Genomic DNA, 26,616 nt, shown 5'->3' with positions numbered 1-26,616 from the left:
GTTTTTTGTAAAAAACCCGTCAAAGGATATCTCTTAAATAATATAAAAATTCTAAACTTATTATTTAAAATACATTTAATCATAGAAACCTTATATAAATTTATTTATTATTATAGGAGAGAACCTTACACAGATGTAAGGTTTAGCTTTACATTGTAAGGTGAATCGATGGAGGGGGAAACTTTAGCTTGTTATACTAAGGTTAACAGAGTTAAGGGGGAAATAAAGATGAAGATTTTAGAAGTAAAAAACCTTAAAAAAATATATCAAACATTACTTGGAGGTAATAAAGTACAAGCTTTAAGTAGCGTATCTTTTTCTGTAGAAGAAGGAGAGTATTTAGCTATTATGGGTGAGTCAGGTTCAGGAAAAACTACACTTTTAAATATATTAGCAGCACTTGATAAACCTACAAGCGGTAGTGTTTTGTTAAATGGAGAAGATATAACAAAGATAAAAGAAAAAGGATTAGCTGAGTTTAGACGTAAGAATTTAGGATTCGTCTTTCAAGATTTTAATCTTTTAGATACTTTTTCTATTAAAGATAATATATTTTTACCTTTAGTTTTATCAGGAGAAAAGTATAAAGAGATGAATGAAAAGCTTAAGCCTATAGCTAAAAAGCTTTTGATTGAAGATATCTTAGAAAAATATCCTAATGAATTATCAGGAGGGCAAAAGCAAAGAGCGGCAGTTTCTAGAGCTTTAATTACAAATCCAAAGCTGGTTTTAGCAGACGAGCCTACAGGGGCACTTGATTCTAAGTCAGCAAACAGCTTACTTAAGATGTTTAATGAAATAAATGAAGAAGGGCAAACTATCTTGATGGTTACACACAGTACAGCTGCAGCTAGCCACGCTAAAAGAGTTTTATTTATAAAAGATGGTGAGGTTTTCCACCAAATCTATAAAGGGGATATGACAAACGAAGAGATGTATCAAAAGATAACAGATACATTAACGATAATTGCAACAGGTGGTGAGACTAATGAATAGCTCACTTTATCCAAAACTTGCATTAACTAATATAAAGAAAAATTCAAGGCTTTATATCCCTTATATTTTAACTTGTATTGTAACTATAGCTATGTTTTACGTTATATTTGAACTAGCTAATAACCCTGGGATGAAAAAGCTACCAGGGGCTACAGGAATAATTAGTTTAATGAGCTTTGGCGTAGTTATAATCGGAATTTTATCAGCTGTATTTATTTTTTATGCAAATAGCTTTTTAATAAAACAAAGAAAAAAAGAGTTTGGATTATTTAATATTTTAGGGATGGAAAAAAGGCATATAGCTAGGATAGTATTTTTTGAAAACCTATATGTATCTTTAGGAAGTTTAGTTACAGGGATCCTTTTAGGATTATTATTAAATAAACTAATGTTTTTACTTCTTTTAAAGCTTTTAAAGTTTGAAGTACAGATGGGATTTGAATTTTCAAGGATAGCATTAATAGGGACAGTAATTTTGTTTACAATAGTGTTTACATTAGTACTTACAACTACGATAATTCAGATTTATAGATCAAAACCTATAGAATTAATAAAAGGAAAAAGCGTTGGAGAAAGAGAGCCTAAAAACAAATGGATAATAACTATAATAGGGCTTATATCACTTTCTATAGGCTATTATATTTCAGTAACTACAACTAATAAATTAGCAGTAGTAAATTTATTTTTTGTAGCAGTTTTATTTGTTTGTATCGGGGTATATTGCTTATTTACATCAGGGTCTATAACTTTACTTAAAATCCTAAGAAAAAATAAAAATTATTATTATAAAACTAATCATTTTATTTCAGTTTCAACTATGATGTATAGGATGAAACAAAGTGCTTTCGGACTAGCTAATATCTGCATATTATCAACATCAGTTTTAGTAGTAGTATCATCTACAGTAGCACTTTACGTAGGAAGTGAAGATATAATAAAGTCTAGATATCCTAAAGAAATAACTATAACTTTAAACAAAGCTTCAGATAAAGCTATAGAAGATGTAAACAAAACTGTAGACAAAATTTTAGAAGAAAATAAAGTAAGTGCAGTAGATTTAGCTTCTTACAAAATGAAAACAGGGATCCTTTCTAAAGAAGGAGATAAATTTATAGTAAATGATGGAGTTACTTTTATAGCAAATGGAGACGTAAGCACAGTAATTCCAATAACTTTAGAAGATTATAATAAAGTTATGAAAGAAAATAAAACTTTAAAAGATAACGAAGTTTTGATGTATTCAAACAGAGAAAAATATAATAAAGATTCTTTTAGTATCGATGGAAAAACTTTTAATATAAAAGAAAAACTAAAGGAATGTGTTCCAAACGGAATGAACACAGCCAGTATTTTTAATACAGATTATATAGTAGTTAAAGACGATAATACTTTTAAGGAGTTATTAAAAAATAGTAATGAAGAGTATTATTACGGATTTGATTTAAGTAATAAAGATTTAAACGGTAAGGTTTATGATGAGATAAATAAAGAACTTAAGGGAGTACAAGACAAATATAAGATAAAAACAGAATTAGCAGATAGGGAAAGAGCAGACTTTTACTCTATATTTGGAGGGTTATTCTTCTTAGGAATATTCTTAGGAACTTTATTTATAATGGCAACTATTTTGATAATGTATTATAAACAATTATCTGAAGGTTACGACGATAAGGAAAGATACAATATAATGCAAAAGGTGGGCTTAAGTAAGAGGGAGATTAAATCTACTATAAACAGTCAGGTTTTAACAGTATTCTTTATGCCATTAGCCTTTGCAATAGTAAATATAGCCTTCGCATTCCCGTCTATAACAAGGCTTTTAGAAGCCTTAAACTTCACAAACGCAAAGCTTTACGCAGCATACACAGGGGTAACTTGCCTTGTATTTGCTCTTTGCTATGGAGCAGTTTATCTTGTAACTGCTAAGATTTATTACAAGATTGTAGAGTAGAATTTAATAGATATTTTAAACTTATTAGTAAAACCACTTAAAATAATTAAGGTTATTTAGTTATTATATTCATTTGAGAAAGGTATCATGGTAATTGGGTGAAGTAAAGTATTTTTATTGTGTGTATAGTGAAAATTATAAATATAGTATAATATAATTATTGGAAAAATGTATTATCTTAGTTTAAGAAAATATACATTAAAGATTTAGGGGGATAAAATGAATAATAAATATGTTTATCACTTCACAAAATATGAAAACTTTAAAAATATTATAGAGGGTGATAATTTAAGAATTTCATCAATGAAGAATATGAATGACATAAATGAAAGTACTATACAGTATCCAAAATCATTAACTTATGTAGATGAAAAAACAAATAATGATTTAAAAGAAAAGTACTTACGAAGAATGGGAAATGACGAAGAAATATATAAAGAGCATATTCAAGCGGAAACAGAAATTAGTGAATTATTTAAAAGATTATATTCTATAAGCTTTGTTGAAATAGATAAAGAAGATGATATTGAAGAATGTGATCTTTTGTGGGCTCATTATGGAGATTGTTACAGGGGGGTTGCTATAAGATTTAATAAAGAAAATTTGAATAAGCTTCTAGATGAACAATATTATTCAAAATCAGCAAAAGGTAATATTAAATATGTTACTAAAGATAAATTAAAAGTTGCTATAACTAGGACTTTTGAAGAATTTATGGTATCTAAAGAAAGTGAAATAAATGTACAAGAATTTTTTATAAAAAGTAATTATTTTCATAAACTAAAGTGTTGGGACTATGAGAATGAATATAGATTTTTATTATATTCTCATAGCTATCAAGATGGAGTTAGTTATCTTGAATTAAAAAATATAAAAAGTGCAATAGATAAAATTTTTATAGGTGTCAATGGAGATTTCGATAAATATTCAGAAATTTTAAAAGTTAATAATCTACACAATATTTATATAAAAAGGTGTTATGATATTTGGGGAAAAGAAAGTGGTAAAGAAATAGAAGATAGAACTTTTGAATTGTTTAGGCAAATTAAAAAATAGAAAATTTTAATAGGTTTATTTTTTATAGAAATTTGGTATAATAGAAATAAGAAAAGCTCAGTGCGCTAACACTAAGCTTATCCTTAGAACATTATTTTGTTTTAGGGCTATTGGATAAATTAAAAAAATATTTAATTAAGAGTGAAGCACACTAATCTTTGTCGGATGGGTGCTTTTTCTCTTTGCCATTAAGTTCTATATGAATTCCAAGAAATTTAATCTTGATAATTAATTTAGAAATAAAAAGATTATGTTTTAAAACTAATCTAATAATATAAATAGCAACAAAGCTTTTTATAGTCAATTCTAGCATGTCCAATACCACCCCCTAACTATGATGAAATATCACCAATAGTCCTAGGGGGATAAAACGTTCAAAACCCCCGTAGCCATCCACTACGGAATTCTTAAATTCTACCTTAAAATTATACCATAATTATGTAGAGAACATACATAAGAATAAAATGGAAAAAATAATAAAGTGCAAATTGCCTTAAAATAAAAAGTAAAGTGTATAAACTATAGAATAAAATCATAGTTTATACACTTTTTATTTGTCAAAATTGTTTAATAAGATTAAATGCAAGATTATATATCAGAATCTAATAGATTTTCAGGAAGGATTTACTACTAATTTATTTTGTAATAAAAAATAAACTTAGAGCTTTAATTGTCAGTTGATTACAAATTATGTCTAAAATGGTATAATTATAAGGAATAAATTATAGGGGAGATATTGATATGAATAATAAAAAGATACTTACAATAGATAAAAACTGTGTTTTTAAATCTAAAATAGAAGCAAAAGATGAGTTTAAAAATTCGTTTTTTATTGATGCGTATGAACATGCTGATAGATGTTTATCAGATATAGAAAATTTTGAATATAACTTAGAGAATGACAGTAATGATTTTAATAATATAATAGCTTTTGTAGGCGATAGGGGATCAGGTAAAACTTCTACTATGAAAAGTTTTAGAAATAGTTTAAAAAATAAAGGAAATTATACGGTTCTTGATACAGTAGATCCAATGTTGTTCTCAAATAAGGAATCTATTATTGAGATTATTGTTGGTCTTATGTTTAATAAATTTAAAAATGAAAAATTAGATGATAATCTAATGAAAAAAAAGGATTTGGCTAAGAAGTTTGAAAAAGTGTACAAAGATATAAAAATAATTAATACTAGCAAAGGAGATATACTAGAACAATCTTACGATAATCTAGAAGCTCTTATAGATTTATCATCAGCTGTTTCATTAAAAGAGGATATGAATGCCTTAATAAAAAAATATATTGAGTATATGAATATAAGAAGTGAGACAAAGAATAAATTCTTAGTGATTTCAATTGATGATTTAGATATGAATTTTAAAGTTGGAGAAAAAATGCTAGAAGATATCAGAAAATATTTAATATTACCAAATGTTGTGATATTGATGGCGATAAGGTTTGAACAATTAGAGGAAGTTATAGGTCAGAAATTTTCGAATGATTTAAAGGGAAATTTAGAATTAGCAAAATTAACAAAGAAAGAAAGTGATTTTGTAGAAGGTATCGAAGATAAAAGTGAAAAATATTTAGAAAAATTAATACCATTTAGTAGAAGAGTGTGTATGCCTAGGCTTTCAATTAATGGAATAGAACTTAAAATAACAGGATTTAATAATATTCTTGAAGACAAAGAAAAAAAGAGTATATCAAGCATTATAAATTACAATCTTAACAATAAATTAGGATATGTAATTATTACTGAAAATCATTATAAAGCTATTATTCCGCAAAATCTGAGGTTATTTATTGACTTTATTGTTATGTTAGATAGCATGAAATCGGATAATAAAGAAAAGAACATTTTAATATTTAAAACTTACATAAGAGATGTTTTAATTTCTAATATAAAAGATATGGAAAAAAGAAAATATTTAATAGATATACTAGAGTGTAATTTCAAAAAATTAAATCGTAAATCTTTAAATTTTTTAAATAGGTGTATTACCGATAGTCCAAGTATAAATGGTTTTATTATGGAGAGAAGAAAATGGATTCAGTATAATCAAGTGAATATAAATGAAGAGAGAATCGAATATGGCGATATAGTTACGTGGGTTACAATGGCACAATTAAATGAAGATAATTCGCAAGAAATTTTTAAATGTATATATACACTAAGACTATTAGAAAAAATTAAAAATAATCCAATAGATTTGTTTAAACAAACAGGATTTAATTTTACTGGAGAGTTTTTTCAGGTAAAAGAGAATAAAAGAACTATAGGTATTATGAATGAGTTCAAATTAAATGGCAGCTTTAAAGAGAATTTTAATAAGTATGATTTTAGATTTGGAGTTTTTGATATTATATTTAATGTTAAAAATAATAAGTTTGATAGAATGGATAGATATAATAAACTACTTAGGAGGGAAGAAAAAGAATATTTAACAGACGATGAATATACTAATTTCAGTAATTTTGAGTTAAATTCTTTAAATATGGTTAGTTATTGTATGTATAAAGATATATTAAAAAAGTATACTGATAGATACCAAAAATATTTAAATTCTAGTAAAAGCAGCCAATTGAAATATTTAAAAAACGAATTAGAAGATATTGATGATAACGATGATTTTGGAAATATAGATATGCAATACTCATACATAATAAATATTGATTTTTGGATGCAAATATTAAAGGTATTAGATACAAAACTTCAAAGTTATAATGGACAGGAACCATTTGAAAATATGGTTAGAAATTTAGATGATGTTAATGAGATATTTAAAATTTTAAGTTCATTATATAATATTAAACTTGATGACTCGAGTATAGATAAATTAATTATACAAAATGAAGAAAAAGAAAAATTCAAGAAATTTATTATAGATAAGAAAGATATATTATCAAATAAGGAAATAATTTTATTAGATGAAGACGCATATGAGAATATAAAATACAATATAAAAAAATTAAAAGATTATATGTACAGTAAAAAAGAAGCAACAGGTTTAAGAATGATTAAGGCTACAGTAGATAAATTTATTGAAAGTTTAGAGGAAGAACAATCTAAAAGAAATACACAATATCATGGTTATTTGAATGAAATTAAAGAAGAAGTTAACCAAGTTAATAGAAAGAAGGAGTATGAAGGGTCTATTGGAAATATTGAAATAATAGGAAATATAATTAGGATAGTTGATGACTTTGATAGATATATTGAAGAAATGAAACAAAATAATAGCATTAGTTAAGGAGATTTAAATGGACATTTTTAGAAGTCCTTTAGTAATAATATTTAAGGAACAAAATCCATATAGAATTATAGATAATTTTTTTAGGTATGATAATTTTAAAAATAATAATAGTGAAATTATAGATAAAGGAATGTTTATTAAACTTTATCAAGAAGAAGAAGTACAAGTATCTAAAGACGAAACCATAAATATTTTCGATTTAGTGAATGAAGAAATGAAACAAAATAATAATTCAAGGAAATCGATATTCAACCTTTTAATTAATTATAATGAAAATTTACTTGATGATTGTGGAGATAATGTTCGATGTAAGTATAAAGAATTACTTAAGTGGAGAAGCGTAACATTGAAATTGGATCCAGATATGTTTATTTGCTCTTTCCTTGCATATAAAGATTTATTAAAAGGAAGTAATAGAACAGTTTTTTCATGGGATACAATAATAAAAAGTAATAATATAAGACTTCACAATATGTTATCTAAGGGTATGTCAGAAAATCATTTTCATTTAACAGGGTCTGCTCCGATATTCAAATTAAATTGGGTAGCACTTATGAATAATATATATGCAAAGGATATGAGTGACTTAGATTTAGAAAGTAATCGATTGGGAAAAGACAATGATGGGTATCTTAGAATAAAAGACTTAATTACGGTAGCTGCATTAATTAGGCTAATACTATTCAAAAAATTAAAAAATGAACATGATGACACTAAAGATCAAATAGATATCTTAAAAGAGATTATAAATATAGAAGATAATGGGTGTTATAACATAAACTCTGAATTAGTGAAAATTAATTCGATTGAAATACAAAGTGAAATAAGTTCATTAAAATATCTATATGGATCTAGGGTAGAACATAATGGGAGTGAACAAGTTGTTGATTATGCACTTACTAGCAATATACAACAACATAGTAAAAGTATGAGAGTGTTTATGGGGGAAAGAGCATTTCTATATGAGTGTTTTAAAAAAATATATAGAAATGATGATAAAGATGATTTTGTTAATTATGAAGATTTATTTTATTCTTATTTAATAATAAAAAATAAAGTAAGAGGAGAATTGATACAACAGAATAATAAGATTGGTTTCTCTAACTTTGAAGATTATCAAGTAAGAAAGAGTAAATATTTAAAAAGTAGCTCTTTATTGAAAGATTGTCTAGAAACATCAGCAATTCTGACTTCTATAAAAACACAGAATATTAAGTCGATTGAAGCAAGAATAGTTCCAGATTTTCATGCTGGTGATAATTGCAAGTATATAGATAATACTGACAAGAAAATATTGAATGAAATTATAGGTGACAAGGATAATTTTTGGATAAATGGAAAGCTAAATGAATTAATTGGTAAATGCACTGAAAATGATTTAACTTTAAATGAATTTAAGTTACTTTCAGCAGATAATTCTATTGAATTATTACTTGATAAGGTTAAACATAAATATTTTTATGTATATCATTTTCCTAAAAGTATTGATGAATTGGAATGTGAAGGTAGTGAAAAGTTTGAGTTAAATTTTAAGTGCAGGCATAGTAAGTATAGACAGAAATTAAAAAAATGGGCTATATCGTTAATTGAAATGAGGGAAAAAAATCAGGAGTATAGTGCTAGAGTTTTAGGGATAGATGCATGTGCTAATGAATTAGTAGCAAGACCTGAAGTTTTTGGACAAGCATTTAGATTCTTAAAAGATCATCTTCCAGCTGAAGATTATCTTGGAAAATATAGAAGAATGAAGGCTTTACCGCGAATGAGAGCAACTTTTCATGTAGGAGAAGATTTTTTAGATGTAGTGTATGGTTTGAGGGCAATAGATGAAGCAATAAATTTCTTAGGGCTTACTCATGGCGATAGGTTAGGACATGCTATAGCATTGGGGATTAATGTAAAAGAATGGTATGATGATAAAAAGAATAGAGTATACCTTTCTAAGCAAGAGGTATTAGATAATATAGCTTGGTTAATTAAGAAGATAAAAGATTATGAACTTAATATTACTACAAGTTCATATGATAAATTAAAAGGACTGTATAGTAAATATTATAGAGAAATTTATGTAAACAATAGTTCAACAACTGATAATTATAAAAGAATATACAAAACAGATAATAGTATTTTACCTGTAGATACATATATTGATGCTTGGAAGTTGAGAGGAGACAATCCAGAAAATTATTTAGATTATACTAATAGTAATGCAAATGATTTATTACAAAACATTAGCTATTGGAATAGATGTTCACAAATTAAGAGCGAAGATGATGTAATGGTTCGAGAATTATACCATAGATATCATTATGATCCAGTTGTTAAAATAGAAGGATATAAGAAAACAGTAATGAAGATAGATAACTACATTATGGATATAATATCTATTGTTCAAAAAGAAATGCAAATTGAACTGAGAAAAAGAGGTATAGGAATTGAAACAAATCCATCTTCAAATGTTTTGATAAGTACATTTAAAAGATATGAAAAGCATCCAATTTTAAACATGAATAATTTTGGATTACAAAATAGAACTGATAATATAAATGAAACTACTCAAGTTTTCGTTTCAATAAATACAGATGATCAAGGGGTTTTTGATACTCTATTAGAAAATGAGTATGCTTTAATGGGGATAGCATTAGAGAAAGCTAAAAATGAAGACGGAAGTTGTAAATATAACCAATCTGATATATATAGATGGTTAGATAGTGTTAGGCAAATGGGTATTGAACAAAGTTTTAGAATTCCAAGAGAATAGTAAGAATGTATTTATAGGCTAGTATCGTATTTGGATATATGATAGATAGTATAAAATTATAAGTTAGAAAAAAATACTATACTGAAAAATATTAGAAGGATCTATAAAAATAAATAAGAAAAAGCTTAGTATAAATGAACCGCCCCCTATAACGTAGTCAGGGGGTGGTTAAAACTAAGCTTTTTTTATATCTTATAATTCTTTTCTTAAGAAACTATCCTTTTCTACTTTAAAAGGAACCTTAATTGAGAATATCATTCCTGGGTGCTGACATTCAGTTACCTTTTCGGAAGCTTCATTATAGATTTCATCAGCTGTGAATGATTCATCAAAACAGTTTGGTGATAAGATCTCTAGCTTATCTCCTTGGATAAATTTATTTCTTTGTTTGCATAGTGCCATACCTGTTTCTTCGTTGTAATCTAGGACTATTGCAACCATATCCCATTCTTTTACGTGATCGTTTGTGTGATATATTATGCTATCTTCCTTTGGCTCACTAAAGAAGAAACCTGTGTTGTATTCTCTGTGGCTTACCTTGTATAACTCATCTCTTACTTCTTTAGGTAGTTTGTAGTTTTCAGGGTCTTCATAGTATAAATCTATAGCTTTTCTATAAGCATTTACTACTATAGCAACGTAGTATTCACTCTTGTTTCTACCTTCTATTTTAAGTGAAGATATGCCAGCATTTAAAAGCTCAGGCATATAATCTATCATACATAAATCCTTAGAGTTCATTATGTATGTTCCTCTTGAATCTTCTTCTATTGGGAAGTACTGACCTTGTCTTTTTTCTTCTACTAAAGAATATTTCCATCTGCAAGATTGAGCGCAAGTACCTCTGTTTGAATCTCTTCCTGTCATATAGCTTGATAGTAAACATCTTCCTGAATAAGACATACACATAGCTCCGTGAACGAATACTTCAAGTTCTAAGTCTTCTGGAATATTATTTCTTATAGTTTTAATTTCTTCTAAAGAACATTCTCTTCCTAAAACAACTCTTTCAGCTCCCATTTCGCCCCACATATTAACTGCGGCATAGTTAACTGTATTTGCTTGAGTACTTATATGTATTGGTAAGTTTGTGTGCTTTTTCACTACTGAAAAAACTCCAAGGTCTGATACTAAAACTGCATCAATATTAGCTTCTTCAAGTTTTTTAAAGAACTCTGGAAGTCTATCAATCTCTTCGCTTCTTGGCATAATATTTACTGTACAATACATCTTCTTACCAAGGCTGTGAGCAAGTTCTGCTCCTTCTTTCATATCTTCAAAGCTAAAGTTTTGAGCTGCTGCTCTTAGTGAAAAGTCTTTTCCACCAAAATAAACTGCATCTGCTCCATATTTAAAAGCTATTTTTAATTTTTGTAAATTACCAGCTGGTGCTAAAAGCTCTGGTTTTTTATATTTCATAATCATATATACCATCCTTATGTTTATCTCTTTTAATTTTACTACATAAATTATATATATCTTAAAGAAAAAAATCTAGGTTTATGTACTTATTAAATGATAATATCATAAATTTAAAACTTTAATTTAGTATAATAGAATTAATAAAAGTATAGGGGGAAGGAGAGCAGAATCTCTCTTAAAAGATAAGTATGAAGGAAGTTGTAGTTTTATTAAGAGGTGTGATGCCTACAGGGAAAAATAAAATACCGAAGATGTCAGAATTAGTTACAATTTTAGAAGAAGCAGGATTTAAGGACGTGAGGACTTATATTCAAAGCGGGAACGTGATTTTAAAAACAGATTTGTCTGACGAAGAAATAAAAAATAAGATACATAAGGTTATTTTAGATAAGATAGGTGCAGATTTAAAAATAATAATAAAAACTAAAAATGAGCTAGAGATAGCAATTAAAGAAAATAAGTTCAAAGAAGATTATGATTTTTCAAGGATTCACTTAGCTTTTACAAACGATGAGATAAATAGTGAAAAGCTTAAAGAAGTTCAGGATATAGTCTTTGAAGGAGAGATTTTAAACTTAGGTAGTAATTGTTTTTATATGTATCTACCTAGGGACTCTAAAAAGAAAAAGCTAAATAATAATTTCTTAGAAAAGAAGCTAGGAATTACACTAACAACAAGAAAGTTAAATGTAATTCAAAAGTTATACGGGATGATGAGCTAGTAAACGGAATTAGGATGGTTTGAAGGAGGGATTGAAACGTGTATTACATATTAGTTAAGGATTTTAATTCTGTAGGATCATTAGTATATGGTTCAGAAGACTCTAAAGAAGTAGATATGATAGATGATTTATTAAACTATAAATTAGAAGGAAAAGATAAACAGATTGTATTATTATCTAATTTAGAAATGTGGAAGGAATATGAACCATTTAATATTACAAAAAGTGTTGGAGAATTTATTGATAAAGCACTACTTAATTAAACTCAAATAAGGGAGAGAGAAGTTATAAGGAGGATAAAATATGGAATATGATTGCGGATTTACGAAAGAAAACGGGTGGTTCAGGTATAAAGCAGTTGCGATAATTATTGAAGACGGCTCTGTATTATTTGCTAAAAATGATAGGGATGATTATTACTATCCAGTTGGAGGCGGGGTTCATATAGGTGAAAAGGCTGAGGATGCTGTTTTAAGAGAGGTTTTCGAAGAAACTGGGGTGCATTATGAAATTGATAGATTAGCATTTATTCATGAGAATTTCTTTAATGGAAGTGGTAGTCTTAAGGGGTATAACTGTCATGAAATTGCTTTTTATTATTTGATGAAGCCAAGAGGAACAAAAAAACTGAATAGTAATAGTTATTCAGGTGGCTATAGGGAGTATATGCATTGGTTACCTATAGAAAAATTATCAAACTATAAGGCATTTCCTACATTTTTTAATGATAAATTATCTAATATGAAAGGTTATGTAGAACATATTATTACAGATGAAAGATAGATAAATTTATAAAGTACTTTTAAGAAGAGAGGTTCAAGATGATATATTTAGATTCATTCATATTTCCAAGTGAAGATAGACAATACAGATTTATAGTAGGTGAGCAAAGGACGTGTTATAGCACTTTTTATCCTTTTATGGTTTTAACAAAGAATAGCTTTAGTCGGATAGACTTTACTAATATAACGATTTTATATGGTGGAAACGGAAGTGGTAAATCTACAGCTTTAAATATAATTGCAGAAAAAACAAAGGTAATAAGAGAGGCTATTTATAATAAATCTAGCTTTTTTCAGGATTTTGTGGATTTATGTAGTATAAATATTGATTATAGTATACCAAGCCACAGCAGGATAATAACTAGTGATGATGTCTTTGATTATATGTTAAATATAAGAAATATTAACGAAGGAATAGATAGTAAAAGAGAGGATCTTTTTACAGATTATTTAGAAACGAAATATTCTAAATTTAGGATGAATTCTTTAGATGATTATGAGCAATTAGCAAAGGTTAATAGAGCTAGAAGCGTTACTCAATCTAAGTATATTAAAGGTAATTTGATGGAAAACATAAGAGAATATTCGAACGGTGAAAATGCTTTTAAGTATTTTATGAGTAAAATTGAGGAGAATGGATTATATATATTAGATGAGCCAGAAAACAGCTTGTCACCAAATAGACAGATACAGTTAGCTAAGTTTATTGAAGATGCAGCAAAATACTTGGGTTGCCAATTCATAATAGCGACCCATTCACCTTTTATGTTAGCTATGGATAATGCTAAAATATATGATCTAGACGAAGACCCAGTAGATATTAAAAAGTGGGTTGACCTTGAAAATGTTAGAGAATATTATAATTTCTTCAAAGAGCATGAAAGTGAGTTTTAAGTAATAAAAGTAATAAATGAAAATAAGAGTTTATAAGGCGTGTAATATATTTTTATTGATAAATTAAGATTACATAAAAGCTATTCTTTAGGGTGAAATATAGAAATAGGAGATTTAAAATGAAAAATATAATAATGGATTATATAATCAGTTGATAGTCTTGAGATTTATTTTATTATTTGTGATGAATATTATTATGGTCCTAAAAAGAGCTTATTAAGATTAGAAAAGACTAATAAAGAAGCATATGATTATTATAGTAAAGCATTAAGAAATCTTGATTCTAAATCTTTAGAGGATTGGGTGAAGTATTTAAAGTATACTTTTAAAGATAAGCTATAGAAAATTATAAATAAATTTGAAAAGCTTATATATTGTAAGATTACACAATTTAGAATATCTAGGTAACATAGTATAATTACAGTTAGTTAACCTTAATAAAAAGGATTAAATAGTTTACAAGGAGATAAAGAGATGAACTTTGATATCAAAAATTTAAAATGGATAAGGGAACCTAAAAGCTACTCTATAAACAAAGATAAAATAGAAATTATTACAAAACCACATACAGATTTATGGCAAAGAACATACTATCATTTTAGAAATGATAATGCACCTGTGCTTCAAATGGAGACTAGTGATAAATACTTTTCTTTTATAGTAAAGACTGAGTTTGAGAGTAAACACCGCTTCGATCAATGTGGAATAGTTATGTATTTAGATAGTGAGAATTGGCTTAAAGCTTCTATTGAATATGAAAATGAAGATTTTCAGCATTTAGGAAGTGTTGTCACTAATAACGGATATTCAGACTGGGCAACTACTTCAATAGATGCATCTATTAAATCTATGTGGTATAGATTTAACCGTAGGGAAGATGATTATTGTATAGAATGTTCTGTTGACGGAATAAATTATAATCAGATGCGTATATGCCACATGAGTAAAGGAGCAGATGCTATTCAATTTGGTATTTATGCTTGTAGCCCGGAGGACTCATCTTTTAAAGCAACATTTACCAATATGGAAATAACTGAATGTAAATGGTTAGCTCACAACGGACAAACGCCTGATTAAGGATATTAAAAATTGGATTTTTATAATAAGATAAAATTAATAATAGAGCTAAAAATAGTAGCCTTTAAAGAATATAGGCTACTATTTTTATTTACTTATATAAAAAACGATAATATTAAAGGTTTCAATTTACAATATATGGTATAATAAATCCTAATTTAAATTATAAGTTAAAGTAAGAAATCTAGTTGAGGTGTAGGGGTTATGAGAATTAAAGAGTTTAATGGTGTTGAAAATATGTATTTAGTAAGAGTCGATGAATCAGAATCGTGGTACTATTCAGTATTATCTAAGTGCTCTGAAGCATATGAGGTTAAGGAATTTAAAAATGATTACCACGGTACTAGATTAATTTTGATTGAATATCCTAAAGGCAAAATTTTAGAGCCAATCAAACAGGAAAAGAATGTGTTTTTAGAAAGACCAGTGTATGATATTTTGAGTAAGTCCTTTGGAATAATAAAGTATGATTTTAATAAAGAGGTTATAGAGTTAATTGTTTTTAATCCAGAATTTGAGAGTACAGAAGTTTTAACTGAAATTCCATTTTCAGATTTAGGTGATATGATAAATGTAAGATTAATTACGTCACCATTTGCTCTAGTTAAGCATGATTTGTTAGGAGATGCTATAGATTTTATATGGCCTAAAAAAATGCATATTCAGTTAGAAAATAATGAGACAGTAGAATTTCAAGGGGATGGAAAACTATTTGCATCAAAGTGGATTGAAGATCCGGATTATCGAGAAGAAATAATTATTAGGGATATAGAAACTTTTGAAATAATTGAGAGAAGCAAGGGATATTTTAGAAGGATGCCTGACGGGGCTTTATGGAAGATGACACTTTAAATATCAAGTATTAAAAATTCAAAATAAAAATTAAAGCTTATTTATGTTTATTTTTTATAAAAATTTGATATAATATAAGTAAAGATTCTGAATTTTCGATTTAGATAATAGAACTTATACTTTTGAGTATAAATAAGAAAAGCTTAGTGAGGTAACACTAAGCAATCCTTAGAACATTTGTTTTGTTTTAGGGCTATTGGATTTAACGGAATAAGTTAACAAAAAAGGTGCTAATCTTGCGAGGATGGAGCATCTTTTTGTTTGCTTTTAATTTCAATATCCAGACCAATAAATTTTACTGAAATCTTTAAATAATGAACAAATAGATTATGTTTTAAAACTAATCTAATTATATAAATAACAACAAAGCTCTTTATAATTAATTCTAGCATATCCAATACCACCCCCTGACTATGGTAAAGTTACCAATAGTCCTGGGAGATAAAACGTTCAAAACCCCCGTAGCCATCCACTACGAATTTCTTAATCTCTACTTTTAAATTATACCATAATTATCTAAAATATAAATATAAGAATAAAATGGAAATTTAATTTTTTATATAATTCTTTAAAGTAAATTTAAATAGTTATAGTAATTACTTTTTTGTAATGAAATAATGAATTTAAAAGGTAAGAACAAAAGATAGGGGAGGTTATATTAAATGTTTAACACTTTAAGTTATATAGGGAAAAAATTAAACGATGAAGGGATACTATGGGGAGTTGGAGCTTCTATACTTTTAAATAGGTTTGGATTTATTGATAAACCTAATGATATAGACATTTTTATAATTTTGGATGATATTGAAAAGGCTGATGAAATTTTAAAAAGTATTGGTGAAAAGAAAAAATGGGAAAAGACTTCAACATATTCAACAGAGTATTTTTATGAATATGTGATAAACGGGATTGATATTGATGTTATGTCAGGCTTTGCAGTTAATCATAATAATGGAACTTTTAGATATGTATTTGATGAAAAATCTATTTCGGAATTTCAAATAATAAATGGAGTTAGTATACCATTCACTTCTTTAGAGGATTGGTATGTTATTTATCAATTAATTCCTAAAAGAGAAGCTAAAGTAGAAATGATAGAAAATTACTTAAAGTTAAATGGAGTTAAAAGACCAATGCTTTTAAAAAGATCTTTAGAGGGATGTTTAGAAGCAGATGTAAGAAGAAAAGTTCAGGCAATGTTAGGATAAGTAGATTAAAGAAATCTAAAAATTTAAGCCTTAAAATTTTAGTTCTTGACTTAAGAAGATATAATTATTAGAATATAATTTATAAATAATATTCTCGTGAGGGAGTAGTTGGCGTAGAAATATGTTACAAAGTCAACATACTGACTATTTATAGTCTGGCTTTGTATTAAACAACGAGACTCATGTATAGCAAAAGTGCTATACGTGCGTCTTTTTTTATTTTTTTAGATAAAGCCCATGTGTAGTTAATCTCTATGCATGGGTTTTTTATTTATTAAAATTAAGTTGGAGGGAATCTATGAAAGCTTTTATGAAAGAAAAGGATTTAGTTATTAAAGAACTTAAATCTGATGAAAAGGAAGGGCTAACCCATGAAGGAGTTAGGATAAGTAGAGAAAAGTTTGGGGTAAATGAGTTACCTAAAAAAGAACAAGAGTCAGTACTTAGAAGAATTATTAATTCAGCAAAAGAGCCTATGATTATAATGCTTATTGTGGCAGGTTTAATTGCACTTGGTGTTAATGTTAGTAGAGGTTTAACAGGGGGAGAAGCAGATTATTTAGAGTGCTTTGGTATATTTATGGCTATCTCTCTATCTGTTATTATCACTGTAATTATGGAAGGGAAAAGTGCTAAGGCTTTCGAAGCTTTAAGTAAAATCAATAATGATACCTTAGTTAAGGTTATAAGAAATGATGAGGTTTTACTTATACCTCAAGTAGAGATAGTAGTAGGTGATATAGTCGTTATTGAAACTGGTGATAAGTTGCCAGCTGATGGAAGACTTATAAGTAGTACATCACTTATGGTAGATGAATCAGCATTAACAGGTGAGAGCATGCCTGTAAAAAAGAATGCTGAAATAGTTTTAGATAAAGAAAAGACGCCTGTTGCAGATAGGATAAATATGCTTTATTCAGGCGGATTTGTTACAAGTGGTAACGGGAAGATGATTGTAACTGGTGTTGGTGAAAATACTGAGTTTGGTAAAATCGCAACTGAATTATCAATATCAGAAAAATCAACTACGCCACTTCAAGAAAAGTTAGCGAATTTAGGAAAGTTTATAACAATCCTTGGAACTTTAGCCGCTTTAATAGTTTTTATAGTTCAAGTTATTATTTTTATTATTAATGGTACAGCTTCTTTTGAAACAATTTCAGAAGCTTTTATAACAAGTATAGTCTTAATAGTTGCAGCAGTTCCAGAAGGGTTACCTACAATCGTAGCAGTTTCTTTATCTATAAATATTATAAAGATGTCTAAGCAAAATGCTTTAGTAAAGAAGATGATTGCTTGTGAAACTATAGGTTGTATAAATGTAATCTGTTCAGACAAAACAGGTACTCTTACAGAAAACAAGATGACAGTAAAAGAAATTTATATAAATGGAGGTAGCTTTAAGCCTAATGAAATAAACTCTTCTAATGTTATAAATAATTTTGCTTTAAATAGTAATGCAGATTTAAATTTTGATGATAATGAATCTAAGTTTATCGGAAATCCTACAGAGTGTGCTTTGTTAGTAGCTTTAAAGAAGTCTAATATAGACTATCAAAAGGTCGTGAAGAGTCAGATATACTACACGTATTCCCTTTCTCATCAGACACTAAAAATATGACAACTATAGTAAATGATGAAAACTTATTAGCTTACACAAAGGGGAGTCCTGAAAAAATAATTTCACTTTGTAATATAGATAATAATGAATTAAAAAATATTGAAGAAAAAATTGCAAAGTATCAAGAAAAAGCTTATAGAGTAATAGCGTTTGCACACAAAGCTTTAGATATAAATTGTGATTTTGAAGAAAAGAGAGAAATTATTGAAAATAATATGATCTTTGATGGATTTGTAGCTATATCAGACCCATTAAGAGAGGACGTTTATGAATCTATTAATAAATGCAGAAATGCTGGTATAGATACAAAAATACTTACAGGAGATAATATTATAACAGCAACGGCTATTGCAAATGAATTAGAGTTATTAGACGAAAATCATATTGCAGTTGAAGCAAAAGATTTAGAGGATTTAGATGATAAAGAATTAGCTAAAATAATCCCTAAAATCCGTGTAATCGCTCGTAGTACACCTTCTATAAAAATGAGGGTTGTAAAGATTTTAAAAAGCCTTGGAGATGTAGTTGCAGTAACAGGTGACGGGATTAATGATGCTCCAGCTATTAAGAATGCAGACGTAGGAATAGCTATGGGAATATCAGGAACAGAAGTTTCAAAAGAAGCAAGTGATATAGTATTATTAAACGACTCATTTTCAACAATAGTAAAAGCTGTTCAGTGGGGCAGAGGAATTTATCAAAACTTCCAAAGATTTATCCAATTTCAGCTAACAGTTAATCTATCTTCTGTTATAGTTGTGTTATTTTCAATATTAGCTGGGTTTAAATCTCCATTTACAGCACTTCAGCTTTTATGGATAAATATAATAATGGATGGTCCTCCAGCTCTTACACTAGGTTTAGAGCCAATAAGAGATGATTTAATGAATAGAGAACCAACAAAAAGAGAAGCTAACATAGTTACAAAGGATATGCTAAGAAGGATAGTTATAAATGGAGTATATATTTCAATTATTTTCTTAGGTCAAAATATATTTAACTTTATGGGAGCGAGTGAAGCTGAGGCTTCAACAGTTTTATTTACATTGTTTGTAGTGTTCCAATTATTTAATGCCTTTAATAGTCGTGAGTTAACAAGCACAAGTATATTTAAAAATCTAGGAAACAATAAGCTTATGCTTGGAGTATTTTCTTTAACATTTTGCTTGCAATTAATAATAACGCAATTTGGAGGGGCACTTTTTAATACTGTAGCACTTCCTTTAGTAATGTGGATCAAAATTGTAGCAGTAGCTTCATCAATTATTTTAGTTTCTGAAATAATTAAACTTATAATAAGAAAAACTTCAAAATAGACCTAAAAATAGTAGCCTCCAAATTGCGTGTGAGGCTACTATTTATTAAATATGAACTCAGACATATTCATAGAGAAGTGATAAAGTTAATGGCTCAAGGGTTAACAGATAAAGAGATAGCAACAAAACTTGGTATAGCGCAGTCAACTATTAGAAATCACAGATTTAAGTTAAGAGAAAAGAAAAAGATTATCGTTTTAGGGGAAATAGTTAAAACTTTTCTAAGGGAATAACTTAAAATATAAATTAATAAAATGGATAAAAGTGTATGTAAATAGAGAGGTAGAAATTAATATGATTTATTATGCGAAGCAAGATTGGATACCTACAGGTAAAAATCCTTTTAGTGAGGATGGAGAATATAGTTATAAATGGTCAGCTGTTATTTTTGAAGAAAATACTAAGTATTATGCGAAAATAGAGGAGAATGCTAAGTTATTTACTGTAATAATATCTTCTAAGTTAGATGTAGATTACGAAAGGATAAATGATTTTATAAACTATGAAAGCAAATATAATAGGAACGTAATAATAAAGTCAGATAAAAGCATAAAAAGAAAATTAGAATCTAACAAAAATAAAATCAGAGAAAAGGATCAGAGGTGGCTTGTTCACAGCACAACCGAAGAATCTTATAAGTTAATTAAAGAAAGTAATTTTTTATACTCTCCAAAGGAGTTAAGAAAGCTTGGAAAAGAAATAAGTGAGATTGGTTTAAAACACTATTTAGAACCAAAGGATTACTCAGATTATATTATGTTAGATATTTTAAATGGTTGTGGGGAGTTAGTAGTAAATTCAAGGCAATTAGGGTATGTTTGTACTGATGGAAATATGGAATACAACCCTGGTGTAAGGTTATATTTTGATGCTCACAAGATAATAGAAGATGGTTTGGCGGAAAGAGACGGTCTTCATATCCTAAAAGTAGAGAAGGAACTGTCTTTAGATAAATATCTAGTAATGGCAGTTACAAAAGATAAGGCAAAGGAAAAGGTAAGTTGGACTCCTACTACTTATACAGAGTGGGCTAACAATTATTTTTTAAGAGAAAATAATAAGAAATAGATTTTAATCTAAATTAAGGTAAAAAGTTATTTTTTGCATATACTACTCTTAACTGTTAGTTTTGGAGGTAATTAAATGACTGAAGAATATTATATAGAATCCTTAATTTCTATGCTTAAAAAGGATATGGAAAAAGATTATTTAAAAGGAACTACAAAAAGGGATGCACATCCTAAAACTTTAGGGCTTTTAAAAGCAGAATTTAAAGTTATGGAGGGCTTACCAGAAGAACTTAAAGTCGGCTTATTTAAAGAAGCTAAATCTTATAAAAGCTTTATAAGGATTTCTAGTTCATCGCCTAAAGTAGAAGGGGATGATAAAAAAGACGCTAGGGGTTTTGCTATAAAGCTTATAGGAGTAAAAGGTAAAAAGGTTTTAGAAGACGAAAAATATACTCAAGATTTTATACTTTTAAGTAATGAGGTTTTCCCTTTTAGAAACTTAAAATCCTTTCACGATTTAGTTTATGCTAGGGATAACGGCAAACTACCTCTTTATTTAGTTAAAAATATTTTAAAAGGGAATCTACCTAATTTAATTAAGCTTTCATTAGTTCCTAAAAATCAAACTAGTCCTTTTGATATAAGTTATTTCAGTACTACTGCTTATAAATTTTCAGATAAGGTTGTTCGATATAGCATTGTTCCTAGAAGTCACATTAAAAGCAAGATTCCAAAAATCGGGGGAGCGTCCTACCTTTCTAACAATATGCAAAAGGCGTTAGATAATGGCAAAATAATATTTGATTTTAAGATCCAATTTAAAAAGCCTAATATGAAAGACGACCCTTCAGTTGTATGGAATAAAAAAATATCTCCTTATATAAAGGTCGCTGAAATCATAATAGATAAACAAAGTGTTATGGATAAAAGGAGAAATGAATTAGCTGAAAAATTATCTTTTAATGTAGGACATTCTTTAATTGAACATACCCCTATAGGAGAATTTAATAGGGCTAGGATGAAGATATATACGGAGTTATCAAAATTCAGACACCTTAGAAACGATGAAAAAATGCTAGAACCTACAATCAGCGATTTTAATTCAATATAAGATTATATAAAAAGTTTTAAAATATTAATTTATTTTAGAACTTTTTTATTTTTAGGTCTTCTGCAAAACGGTCAATAATAATATAATCTTATTAACCGAAATGGTAAATGAGAGGTGATATAAATGAATCAAAAGTTTTTTAATTTACCTACAGAAAAGCAAAACACTATCATAAATGCAGGTTACAGAGTCTTTTCTGAAAATAAATATAAAAAATCACCAATATCAGAAATTGCCCTAGAAGCTGGAATATCAAAATCCTTAATATTTCATTATTTTAAGAACAAAAAGGAGTTATATTTGTATTTATATCAGTATGGGGTAGAAGTACTTATGAAAGAAGCAGTAAAAACTCAAGTATTCGAGGAAAAAGACTTTTTTAAGCTTTATTTAGAAGGTGCAAAGTGTAAGTTTGAAATTTTTAAGAAACATAAATATTTATTTAATTTTATGGTAAGAGTTTATTATGAGGAAGATGATGAAATTAGATCAGAAATAGAGGGCAAGAATGAATCATTAATAAATTATAAAAATAATTTACTTATGAATAATATAGATATGTATAAATTTAAAGATGATATAGATATTAAAAACTTAGATAAAATGCTTAATTGGTGCACAGAAGGATATATGAAAGAAAACTATAGGGATGGAAATTTGGATTTAGATGTACTTATAGATGATTTTAGTGGGATTATAGACTTTTTTAGAAAAAATAGCTATAAGGAGGAGTATTTAAGGTGAATGTAATTGAAATAAAGGACCTTACGAAGGATTATGGAAATAGGCGAGGTATTTTTGATGTTAATCTTAATATTAAAAAAGGTGAGGTTTTCGGCTTTTTAGGACCTAATGGAGCTGGAAAAACTACAACTATAAGGCACTTAATGGGATTTATAAGATCAAACAAAGGGAGCTCTAAAATAGATGGGATGGATTGCTTTAAAGAAAGTAGCAAGATTCAAACTAAACTTGGATATCTTCCAGGAGAAATTGCCTTTATGGATGATATGACAGGGATGGAATTTATTCATTTTATTGCAGATATGAAAGGCTTAAAGGATTTTAAAAGAGCAGAAGAATTAATAGAGTTATTTGAACTTAACCCTAAAGGTAAGATAAAAAGAATGTCTAAGGGGATGAAGCAAAAGATCGGGATTGTTTGTGCTTTTATGAGTAACCCAGATATTTTAATTTTAGATGAGCCAACTAGTGGGCTTGATCCTTTAATGCAAAATAAATTCGTTGAACTTATTTTAGCAGAAAAATCTAAGGGTAAAACTATTTTTATGTCATCTCATATTTTTGATGAAATCGAAAAGACTTGTGATAGGACTGCGATTATAAAAGACGGGTATGTTGTCGCTATAGAGAATGTAAAAACTTTATCTAATTCTAAACATAAATCTTATGTTATTAAATTTAAGGACAAAGAAGTAGCTAAAGAGTTTTCAAAAGAAAACATAAAGATAGAAGAAATAAAAGATGATGTTGTAAATGTTGATGTAAAAGGTGATATAAATGCATTTATAAATATTTTAAGTAATTATGAAGTAAAGAGTTTAGACGTAAAAACTCAAAGCTTAGAAGAATTATTTATGCATTTTTACGGAGGTAAAGAGAATGATTAGTTTAACTCTTTTTAAGAAAGAAATAAAGTCAAATTATAAAATTATATTTATATTTTTAGCTATACTAACTCTTTATTCTTCGAGTATTGTTTTTATGTATGACCCTTCAACTACTAGTGCTTTTGAAGAAATGGCAAAAAGTATGCCAGAGATGATGAAAGCTTTCGGGATGGCAGCTGCAGTAACTAATATTACTGAGTATATTGCAAATTATTTATACGGATTTATAGTCCTTATGTTTCCTATAATCTGCACTATAATCCTTGGAAATAAACTAATAGTATCTTACGTAGATAAAGGGTCTATGGCGTACTTATTAGGAACTCCAAATAAAAGAACTAAAATAGCTTTAACTCAAAGTGTATTTATGATGGTATCTAGCGCAGTGTTACTTATCTACACTTCAGGACTAACAATAATTTTAAGCAATATAATGCATCCAAACTTATTAGATACTAAAAGCTTTATTTTGTTAAATGTAGTACTTTGGTTTCTTCAACTTGCAGTAAGTGGAATATGCTTCTTTGCATCTTGTATAAGCAACAATTCAAAGCTTTATTTTATGATAGGTGCAGGGGTTCCTATAATGTTTTATTTATTACAAGCTTTAGCTAATATGGGTGACAAGCTTGAATGGCTTAAGTATTTTACCTTATTTACTTTATTTAACCCGTCAGATATTATTTCCGGAAAAGGTATAGCCCCTGAAATAACAGCATTATTAGCGGTTGCTATAGCTTTTTACGCAATAGGAATATATATATTTTCAAAGAGAGATTTATCTTTATAGATGAATCTTTCTTTTTATTTTTATAAAAGAAGGGGAATAAATATAAGAAATAGCTAATTTACATAATATGGTATAATATTATAAGGTAAAATTTAATGATAGGGGGCTATTAAAATGGAAGAAAAAATATTTATAGAAGTTAATGGAATAACCCAAGGAATGTTTTTGCAAATTGAAAATAGTGAAAATCCAGTATTACTTTTTTTACATGGAGGACCAGGATCTCCAGAGATTGCATTTAATAAAAAATACCCTTCGGGTTTAGAAAAAATATTTACTGTCTGCTGGTGGGAACAGCGAGGGAGTGGAATATCATATAATAGAAAAATTAAGTCAGAAGAAATGACAATAGACACTATGATTTCGGATACAATTAAAGTAGTTCAATATCTAAGAAAAAGGTTTAATAAGAAGAAGATTTATGTAATGGGTCATTCATGGGGATCTTTATTAGGTGTACTTACAGTAAAACAAGCACCACATCTATTTCAGGCTTATATAGGGATAGGACAAGTTGTAAGGCAGTTAGAATCAGAGGTATTAGCATATAAATATATGATCGATAAGTTTAAAAAAATAGGTGATAAAAAAATGGTGCAAAAGCTTGAAAAATATGAGATAGACAAAGGTGGAGATTTAAGTATTTCATATCTTGGGCTTAGAAGTAACGGTATGATGAAACTTGGCATTGGTATAATGCATAATTGCACATCTATGAGGGAAATGTTAATGACGATTTTAAAATTTAAAGGATATACTTTAAAAGAGAAATATAATTTTGCTATGGGAAGCAAGTTTTCCCTTGAACACCTTTGGGATTTCGTAATTAATACTGACTTAATAAGTAAAAGTTTAGAATTAGATGTGCCTGTATATATATTACATGGTAAGTACGACTATCAAGTATCTTATGATATTTCAAAGGAATTTTTACAGAAAATCAAGGCTCCTAGTAAAGGCTTTTATACATTCGAAAATTCAGCACACAGCCCTTGTTTTGAAGAAGCAGAAAAAATGTGTGATATAATACGTACTGATATATTGCTAGAGAAAGTTGACTTAGCAGATAAATTATAAATTATATAAAACAATTAAAGAGGTAAATATTATGATTTTTTTAATATTGGGAAGTTCGCATACAGGAAAGACACTTTTAGCGCAGAAATTGTTAGAAAAATATAAATATCCTTATATATCGATAGATCATTTAAAGATGGGTCTAATTCGTAGCGGGAAAACAGAACTTACTCCAGAAGACGATGATAAACTTACAGAGTATCTTTGGCCTATAGTTTGTGCAATGATTAAAACAGCTATAGAAAATAAGCAAAACTTGATAGTTGAAGGGTGTTATATTCCTTTTGATTTTAAGAAAGATTTCTCAAAGGAATATTTACCTTTTATAAAGGATATATGTCTTATTTTTAGTGAAAATTATATTGAAAACAACTACGATAATATTATTAATAAAGGTAGCGTTATAGAGAAAAGGTTAGATTATAATTATCCTAAAGAATTAATGATTGAAGATAATAAAAAGGTTCTTAAAGGAAGCTTAAAATATAAAAATGATTATATTTTAATAGATAAAGATTATGAGGTAGATGTTTGTATGGATACAGTTTTAACTAGCGAAAGGTTGATATTTAAGAGAATTAATAAAAATGATTTTAAGAATATTTCAGAAATGCTAAAAGATCCAGAAGTGATGTACGCTTGGGAGAAAGGCTTTACTTCTGAGGAAGTTGAGCTTTGGATAGATAAAAGGCTAAAAGGGTACGAAGAGTTTGGGTACGATTATTTTTTAGCTATAGATAAATCTACTAAAAAGGTAGTAGGACAAATAGGTTTATTAGATGAAGTTATTTCTGGGGAGCATTTTACAGGGCTTGGCTACATACTAAAAAAAGAATTTTGGCATAAAGGTTATGCCTTAGAAGGTGCAAAGGCTATGATAGATTATGCATTTTCCGTGCTAGGAAAAGAAAAGGTTGTAGCTACGATTCGACCAGAAAATAAAGCCTCTTTAAAGGTAGCTAAAAAGCTCAAAATGAATTTAGAAAGTGAATTTATAAAAGTATATAAAGGTAAAGAGATGAAACACTTAGTTTATAGTATTTTAAAGTAAGAGTTTCGTTAAATTTAAATTAATATTTTTAGGAGT

Annotated in this window: 24 protein-coding genes and 1 pseudogene; 22 read left to right on the top strand and 3 right to left on the bottom strand. The window is 27.8% G+C overall.

Annotation, left to right across the window (positions count from 1 at the left end; translation table 11 throughout):
* Window positions 1-228: 228 nt before the first annotated feature.
* The 3 genes from M4I33_RS06185 (at window position 229) to M4I33_RS06175 (ending at window position 4,003) form a co-directional block, all read left to right on the top strand.
* The gene (locus M4I33_RS06185; protein ID WP_257915996.1) at window positions 229-996 is read left to right on the top strand and encodes an ABC transporter ATP-binding protein; all 768 of its coding nucleotides are present in this window, start codon (window positions 229-231) and stop codon (window positions 994-996) included.
* Entirely contained in the window at window positions 989-2,947 is a 1,959-nt protein-coding gene (locus tag M4I33_RS06180) for an FtsX-like permease family protein (protein WP_257915995.1), read from the top strand. The genes M4I33_RS06185 and M4I33_RS06180 overlap by 8 nt, the downstream gene beginning before the upstream one ends.
* Before the next feature lie 219 nt (window positions 2,948-3,166).
* Window positions 3,167-4,003, top strand: coding sequence for a DUF2971 domain-containing protein (locus M4I33_RS06175; protein ID WP_257915994.1), 837 nt, complete (start codon window positions 3,167-3,169; stop codon window positions 4,001-4,003).
* A gap of 151 nt (window positions 4,004-4,154) precedes the next feature.
* On the opposite strand, the gene M4I33_RS06170 is transcribed toward M4I33_RS06175, so the two are convergent.
* The gene (locus tag M4I33_RS06170) at window positions 4,155-4,322 is read right to left on the bottom strand and encodes a hypothetical protein (protein WP_257915993.1); all 168 of its coding nucleotides are present in this window, start codon (window positions 4,320-4,322) and stop codon (window positions 4,155-4,157) included.
* 422 nt (window positions 4,323-4,744) lie between these two features.
* Between M4I33_RS06170 and M4I33_RS06165 the strand changes: the two genes are divergently transcribed.
* Both M4I33_RS06165 and M4I33_RS06160 read left to right on the top strand, forming a co-directional pair.
* On the top strand, window positions 4,745-7,252 hold the full coding sequence (locus M4I33_RS06165) for a KAP family NTPase (RefSeq protein WP_257915992.1): 2,508 nt from the start codon (window positions 4,745-4,747) through the stop codon (window positions 7,250-7,252).
* Between the two features lie 10 nt (window positions 7,253-7,262).
* Window positions 7,263-10,016, top strand: coding sequence for a hypothetical protein (locus M4I33_RS06160; RefSeq protein ID WP_257915991.1), 2,754 nt, complete (start codon window positions 7,263-7,265; stop codon window positions 10,014-10,016).
* 192 nt (window positions 10,017-10,208) lie between these two features.
* Here M4I33_RS06160 and M4I33_RS06155 read toward each other — a convergent pair whose 3' ends face one another.
* A complete protein-coding gene (locus M4I33_RS06155; protein WP_374707697.1) occupies window positions 10,209-11,441 on the bottom strand; it encodes a U32 family peptidase in 1,233 nt (410 codons plus the stop codon).
* Between the two features lie 185 nt (window positions 11,442-11,626).
* Here M4I33_RS06155 and M4I33_RS06150 point away from each other — a divergent pair, with 185 nt between their 5' ends.
* The 6 genes from M4I33_RS06150 to M4I33_RS06125 all read left to right on the top strand — a co-directional run bounded on the left by M4I33_RS06150 (window position 11,627) and on the right by M4I33_RS06125 (window position 15,765).
* Complete coding sequence (locus M4I33_RS06150; protein ID WP_257915989.1) at window positions 11,627-12,160, top strand: DUF1697 domain-containing protein; 534 nt, start codon at window positions 11,627-11,629, stop codon at window positions 12,158-12,160.
* Window positions 12,161-12,198: 38 nt separating this feature from the next.
* Window positions 12,199-12,423, top strand: coding sequence for a DUF6718 family protein (locus M4I33_RS06145; RefSeq protein WP_257915988.1), 225 nt, complete (start codon window positions 12,199-12,201; stop codon window positions 12,421-12,423).
* Window positions 12,424-12,463: 40 nt separating this feature from the next.
* Complete coding sequence (locus M4I33_RS06140; RefSeq protein WP_257915987.1) at window positions 12,464-12,943, top strand: NUDIX hydrolase; 480 nt, start codon at window positions 12,464-12,466, stop codon at window positions 12,941-12,943.
* A 38-nt stretch (window positions 12,944-12,981) separates the two neighbouring features.
* Window positions 12,982-13,836, top strand: coding sequence for an AAA family ATPase (locus M4I33_RS06135; protein ID WP_257915986.1), 855 nt, complete (start codon window positions 12,982-12,984; stop codon window positions 13,834-13,836).
* A 474-nt stretch (window positions 13,837-14,310) separates the two neighbouring features.
* Window positions 14,311-14,913: a DUF1349 domain-containing protein gene (locus M4I33_RS06130; RefSeq protein WP_194191579.1), complete on the top strand. Its 603-nt coding sequence runs from the start codon at window positions 14,311-14,313 to the stop codon at window positions 14,911-14,913.
* Window positions 14,914-15,117: 204 nt separating this feature from the next.
* The gene (locus tag M4I33_RS06125) at window positions 15,118-15,765 is read left to right on the top strand and encodes a hypothetical protein (protein ID WP_257915985.1); all 648 of its coding nucleotides are present in this window, start codon (window positions 15,118-15,120) and stop codon (window positions 15,763-15,765) included.
* A 230-nt stretch (window positions 15,766-15,995) separates the two neighbouring features.
* On the opposite strand, the gene M4I33_RS06120 is transcribed toward M4I33_RS06125, so the two are convergent.
* Window positions 15,996-16,157 (bottom strand): hypothetical protein, encoded by a 162-nt coding sequence (locus M4I33_RS06120; protein WP_257915984.1) that lies wholly within the window; start codon window positions 16,155-16,157, stop codon window positions 15,996-15,998.
* A 270-nt stretch (window positions 16,158-16,427) separates the two neighbouring features.
* On the opposite strand from M4I33_RS06120, the gene M4I33_RS06115 reads away from it, so the two are divergent.
* The 11 genes and pseudogenes from M4I33_RS06115 to M4I33_RS16870 all read left to right on the top strand — a co-directional run bounded on the left by M4I33_RS06115 (window position 16,428) and on the right by M4I33_RS16870 (window position 26,580).
* Window positions 16,428-16,973, top strand: a complete 546-nt coding sequence (locus M4I33_RS06115) for a nucleotidyltransferase (protein ID WP_257915983.1) — start codon at window positions 16,428-16,430, stop codon at window positions 16,971-16,973.
* 298 nt (window positions 16,974-17,271) lie between these two features.
* Window positions 17,272-18,594, top strand: coding sequence for an HAD-IC family P-type ATPase (locus M4I33_RS16880; RefSeq protein WP_308367312.1), 1,323 nt, complete (start codon window positions 17,272-17,274; stop codon window positions 18,592-18,594).
* On the top strand, window positions 18,591-19,910 hold the full coding sequence (locus M4I33_RS16875; RefSeq protein ID WP_308367310.1) for a cation-translocating P-type ATPase: 1,320 nt from the start codon (window positions 18,591-18,593) through the stop codon (window positions 19,908-19,910). The genes M4I33_RS16880 and M4I33_RS16875 overlap by 4 nt, the downstream gene beginning before the upstream one ends.
* Window positions 19,911-19,990: 80 nt before the next feature.
* Window positions 19,991-20,098: pseudogene (locus M4I33_RS06105) on the top strand (LuxR C-terminal-related transcriptional regulator); the annotation flags it as partial.
* Between the two features lie 106 nt (window positions 20,099-20,204).
* The gene (locus M4I33_RS06100; RefSeq protein WP_257915982.1) at window positions 20,205-20,978 is read left to right on the top strand and encodes a hypothetical protein; all 774 of its coding nucleotides are present in this window, start codon (window positions 20,205-20,207) and stop codon (window positions 20,976-20,978) included.
* Between the two features lie 75 nt (window positions 20,979-21,053).
* Window positions 21,054-22,031, top strand: coding sequence for a hypothetical protein (locus M4I33_RS06095; protein ID WP_257915981.1), 978 nt, complete (start codon window positions 21,054-21,056; stop codon window positions 22,029-22,031).
* Window positions 22,032-22,154: 123 nt separating this feature from the next.
* Window positions 22,155-22,775, top strand: coding sequence for a TetR/AcrR family transcriptional regulator (locus M4I33_RS06090; RefSeq protein WP_194191584.1), 621 nt, complete (start codon window positions 22,155-22,157; stop codon window positions 22,773-22,775).
* A complete protein-coding gene (locus tag M4I33_RS06085; RefSeq protein ID WP_257915980.1) occupies window positions 22,772-23,662 on the top strand; it encodes an ABC transporter ATP-binding protein in 891 nt (296 codons plus the stop codon). The genes M4I33_RS06090 and M4I33_RS06085 overlap by 4 nt, the downstream gene beginning before the upstream one ends.
* Entirely contained in the window at window positions 23,655-24,452 is a 798-nt protein-coding gene (locus M4I33_RS06080; protein WP_257915979.1) for an ABC transporter permease, read from the top strand. Before M4I33_RS06085 ends, M4I33_RS06080 begins: the two co-directional genes overlap by 8 nt.
* A 114-nt stretch (window positions 24,453-24,566) precedes the next feature.
* A complete protein-coding gene (locus M4I33_RS06075; protein ID WP_257915978.1) occupies window positions 24,567-25,529 on the top strand; it encodes an alpha/beta fold hydrolase in 963 nt (320 codons plus the stop codon).
* Between the two features lie 31 nt (window positions 25,530-25,560).
* Complete coding sequence (locus tag M4I33_RS16870) at window positions 25,561-26,580, top strand: GNAT family N-acetyltransferase (RefSeq protein ID WP_308367305.1); 1,020 nt, start codon at window positions 25,561-25,563, stop codon at window positions 26,578-26,580.
* The last annotated feature ends 36 nt before the right edge of the window (window positions 26,581-26,616 follow it).

It is taken from the genome of Clostridium sp. LY3-2 (genome assembly GCF_024705715.1).
Classification (GTDB): domain Bacteria; phylum Bacillota; class Clostridia; order Clostridiales; family Clostridiaceae; genus Clostridium.
Note: the sequence above shows the minus strand (reverse complement) of the source record. Positions and strands in the feature narration are given on the sequence as shown.

Bases quoted from the DNA above. Each gene is read 5' to 3' on its own strand.
- M4I33_RS06185 (WP_257915996.1), top strand. From the start codon at position 229: ATGAAGATTTTAGAAGTAAAAAACCTTAAAAAAATATATCAAACATTA.
- M4I33_RS06180 (WP_257915995.1), top strand. From the start codon at position 989: ATGAATAGCTCACTTTATCCAAAACTTGCATTAACTAATATAAAGAAA.
- M4I33_RS06175 (WP_257915994.1), top strand. From the start codon at position 3,167: ATGAATAATAAATATGTTTATCACTTCACAAAATATGAAAACTTTAAA.
- M4I33_RS06165 (WP_257915992.1), top strand. From the start codon at position 4,745: ATGAATAATAAAAAGATACTTACAATAGATAAAAACTGTGTTTTTAAA.
- M4I33_RS06160 (WP_257915991.1), top strand. From the start codon at position 7,263: ATGGACATTTTTAGAAGTCCTTTAGTAATAATATTTAAGGAACAAAAT.
- M4I33_RS06155 (WP_374707697.1), bottom strand. From the start codon at position 11,441: ATGATTATGAAATATAAAAAACCAGAGCTTTTAGCACCAGCTGGTAAT.
- M4I33_RS06150 (WP_257915989.1), top strand. From the start codon at position 11,627: ATGAAGGAAGTTGTAGTTTTATTAAGAGGTGTGATGCCTACAGGGAAA.
- M4I33_RS06140 (WP_257915987.1), top strand. From the start codon at position 12,464: ATGGAATATGATTGCGGATTTACGAAAGAAAACGGGTGGTTCAGGTAT.
- M4I33_RS06135 (WP_257915986.1), top strand. From the start codon at position 12,982: ATGATATATTTAGATTCATTCATATTTCCAAGTGAAGATAGACAATAC.
- M4I33_RS06130 (WP_194191579.1), top strand. From the start codon at position 14,311: ATGAACTTTGATATCAAAAATTTAAAATGGATAAGGGAACCTAAAAGC.
- M4I33_RS06125 (WP_257915985.1), top strand. From the start codon at position 15,118: ATGAGAATTAAAGAGTTTAATGGTGTTGAAAATATGTATTTAGTAAGA.
- M4I33_RS06120 (WP_257915984.1), bottom strand. From the start codon at position 16,157: ATGCTAGAATTAATTATAAAGAGCTTTGTTGTTATTTATATAATTAGA.
- M4I33_RS06115 (WP_257915983.1), top strand. From the start codon at position 16,428: ATGTTTAACACTTTAAGTTATATAGGGAAAAAATTAAACGATGAAGGG.
- M4I33_RS16880 (WP_308367312.1), top strand. From the start codon at position 17,272: ATGAAAGCTTTTATGAAAGAAAAGGATTTAGTTATTAAAGAACTTAAA.
- M4I33_RS16875 (WP_308367310.1), top strand. From the start codon at position 18,591: ATGACAACTATAGTAAATGATGAAAACTTATTAGCTTACACAAAGGGG.
- M4I33_RS06100 (WP_257915982.1), top strand. From the start codon at position 20,205: ATGATTTATTATGCGAAGCAAGATTGGATACCTACAGGTAAAAATCCT.
- M4I33_RS06095 (WP_257915981.1), top strand. From the start codon at position 21,054: ATGACTGAAGAATATTATATAGAATCCTTAATTTCTATGCTTAAAAAG.
- M4I33_RS06090 (WP_194191584.1), top strand. From the start codon at position 22,155: ATGAATCAAAAGTTTTTTAATTTACCTACAGAAAAGCAAAACACTATC.
- M4I33_RS06080 (WP_257915979.1), top strand. From the start codon at position 23,655: ATGATTAGTTTAACTCTTTTTAAGAAAGAAATAAAGTCAAATTATAAA.
- M4I33_RS06075 (WP_257915978.1), top strand. From the start codon at position 24,567: ATGGAAGAAAAAATATTTATAGAAGTTAATGGAATAACCCAAGGAATG.
- M4I33_RS16870 (WP_308367305.1), top strand. From the start codon at position 25,561: ATGATTTTTTTAATATTGGGAAGTTCGCATACAGGAAAGACACTTTTA.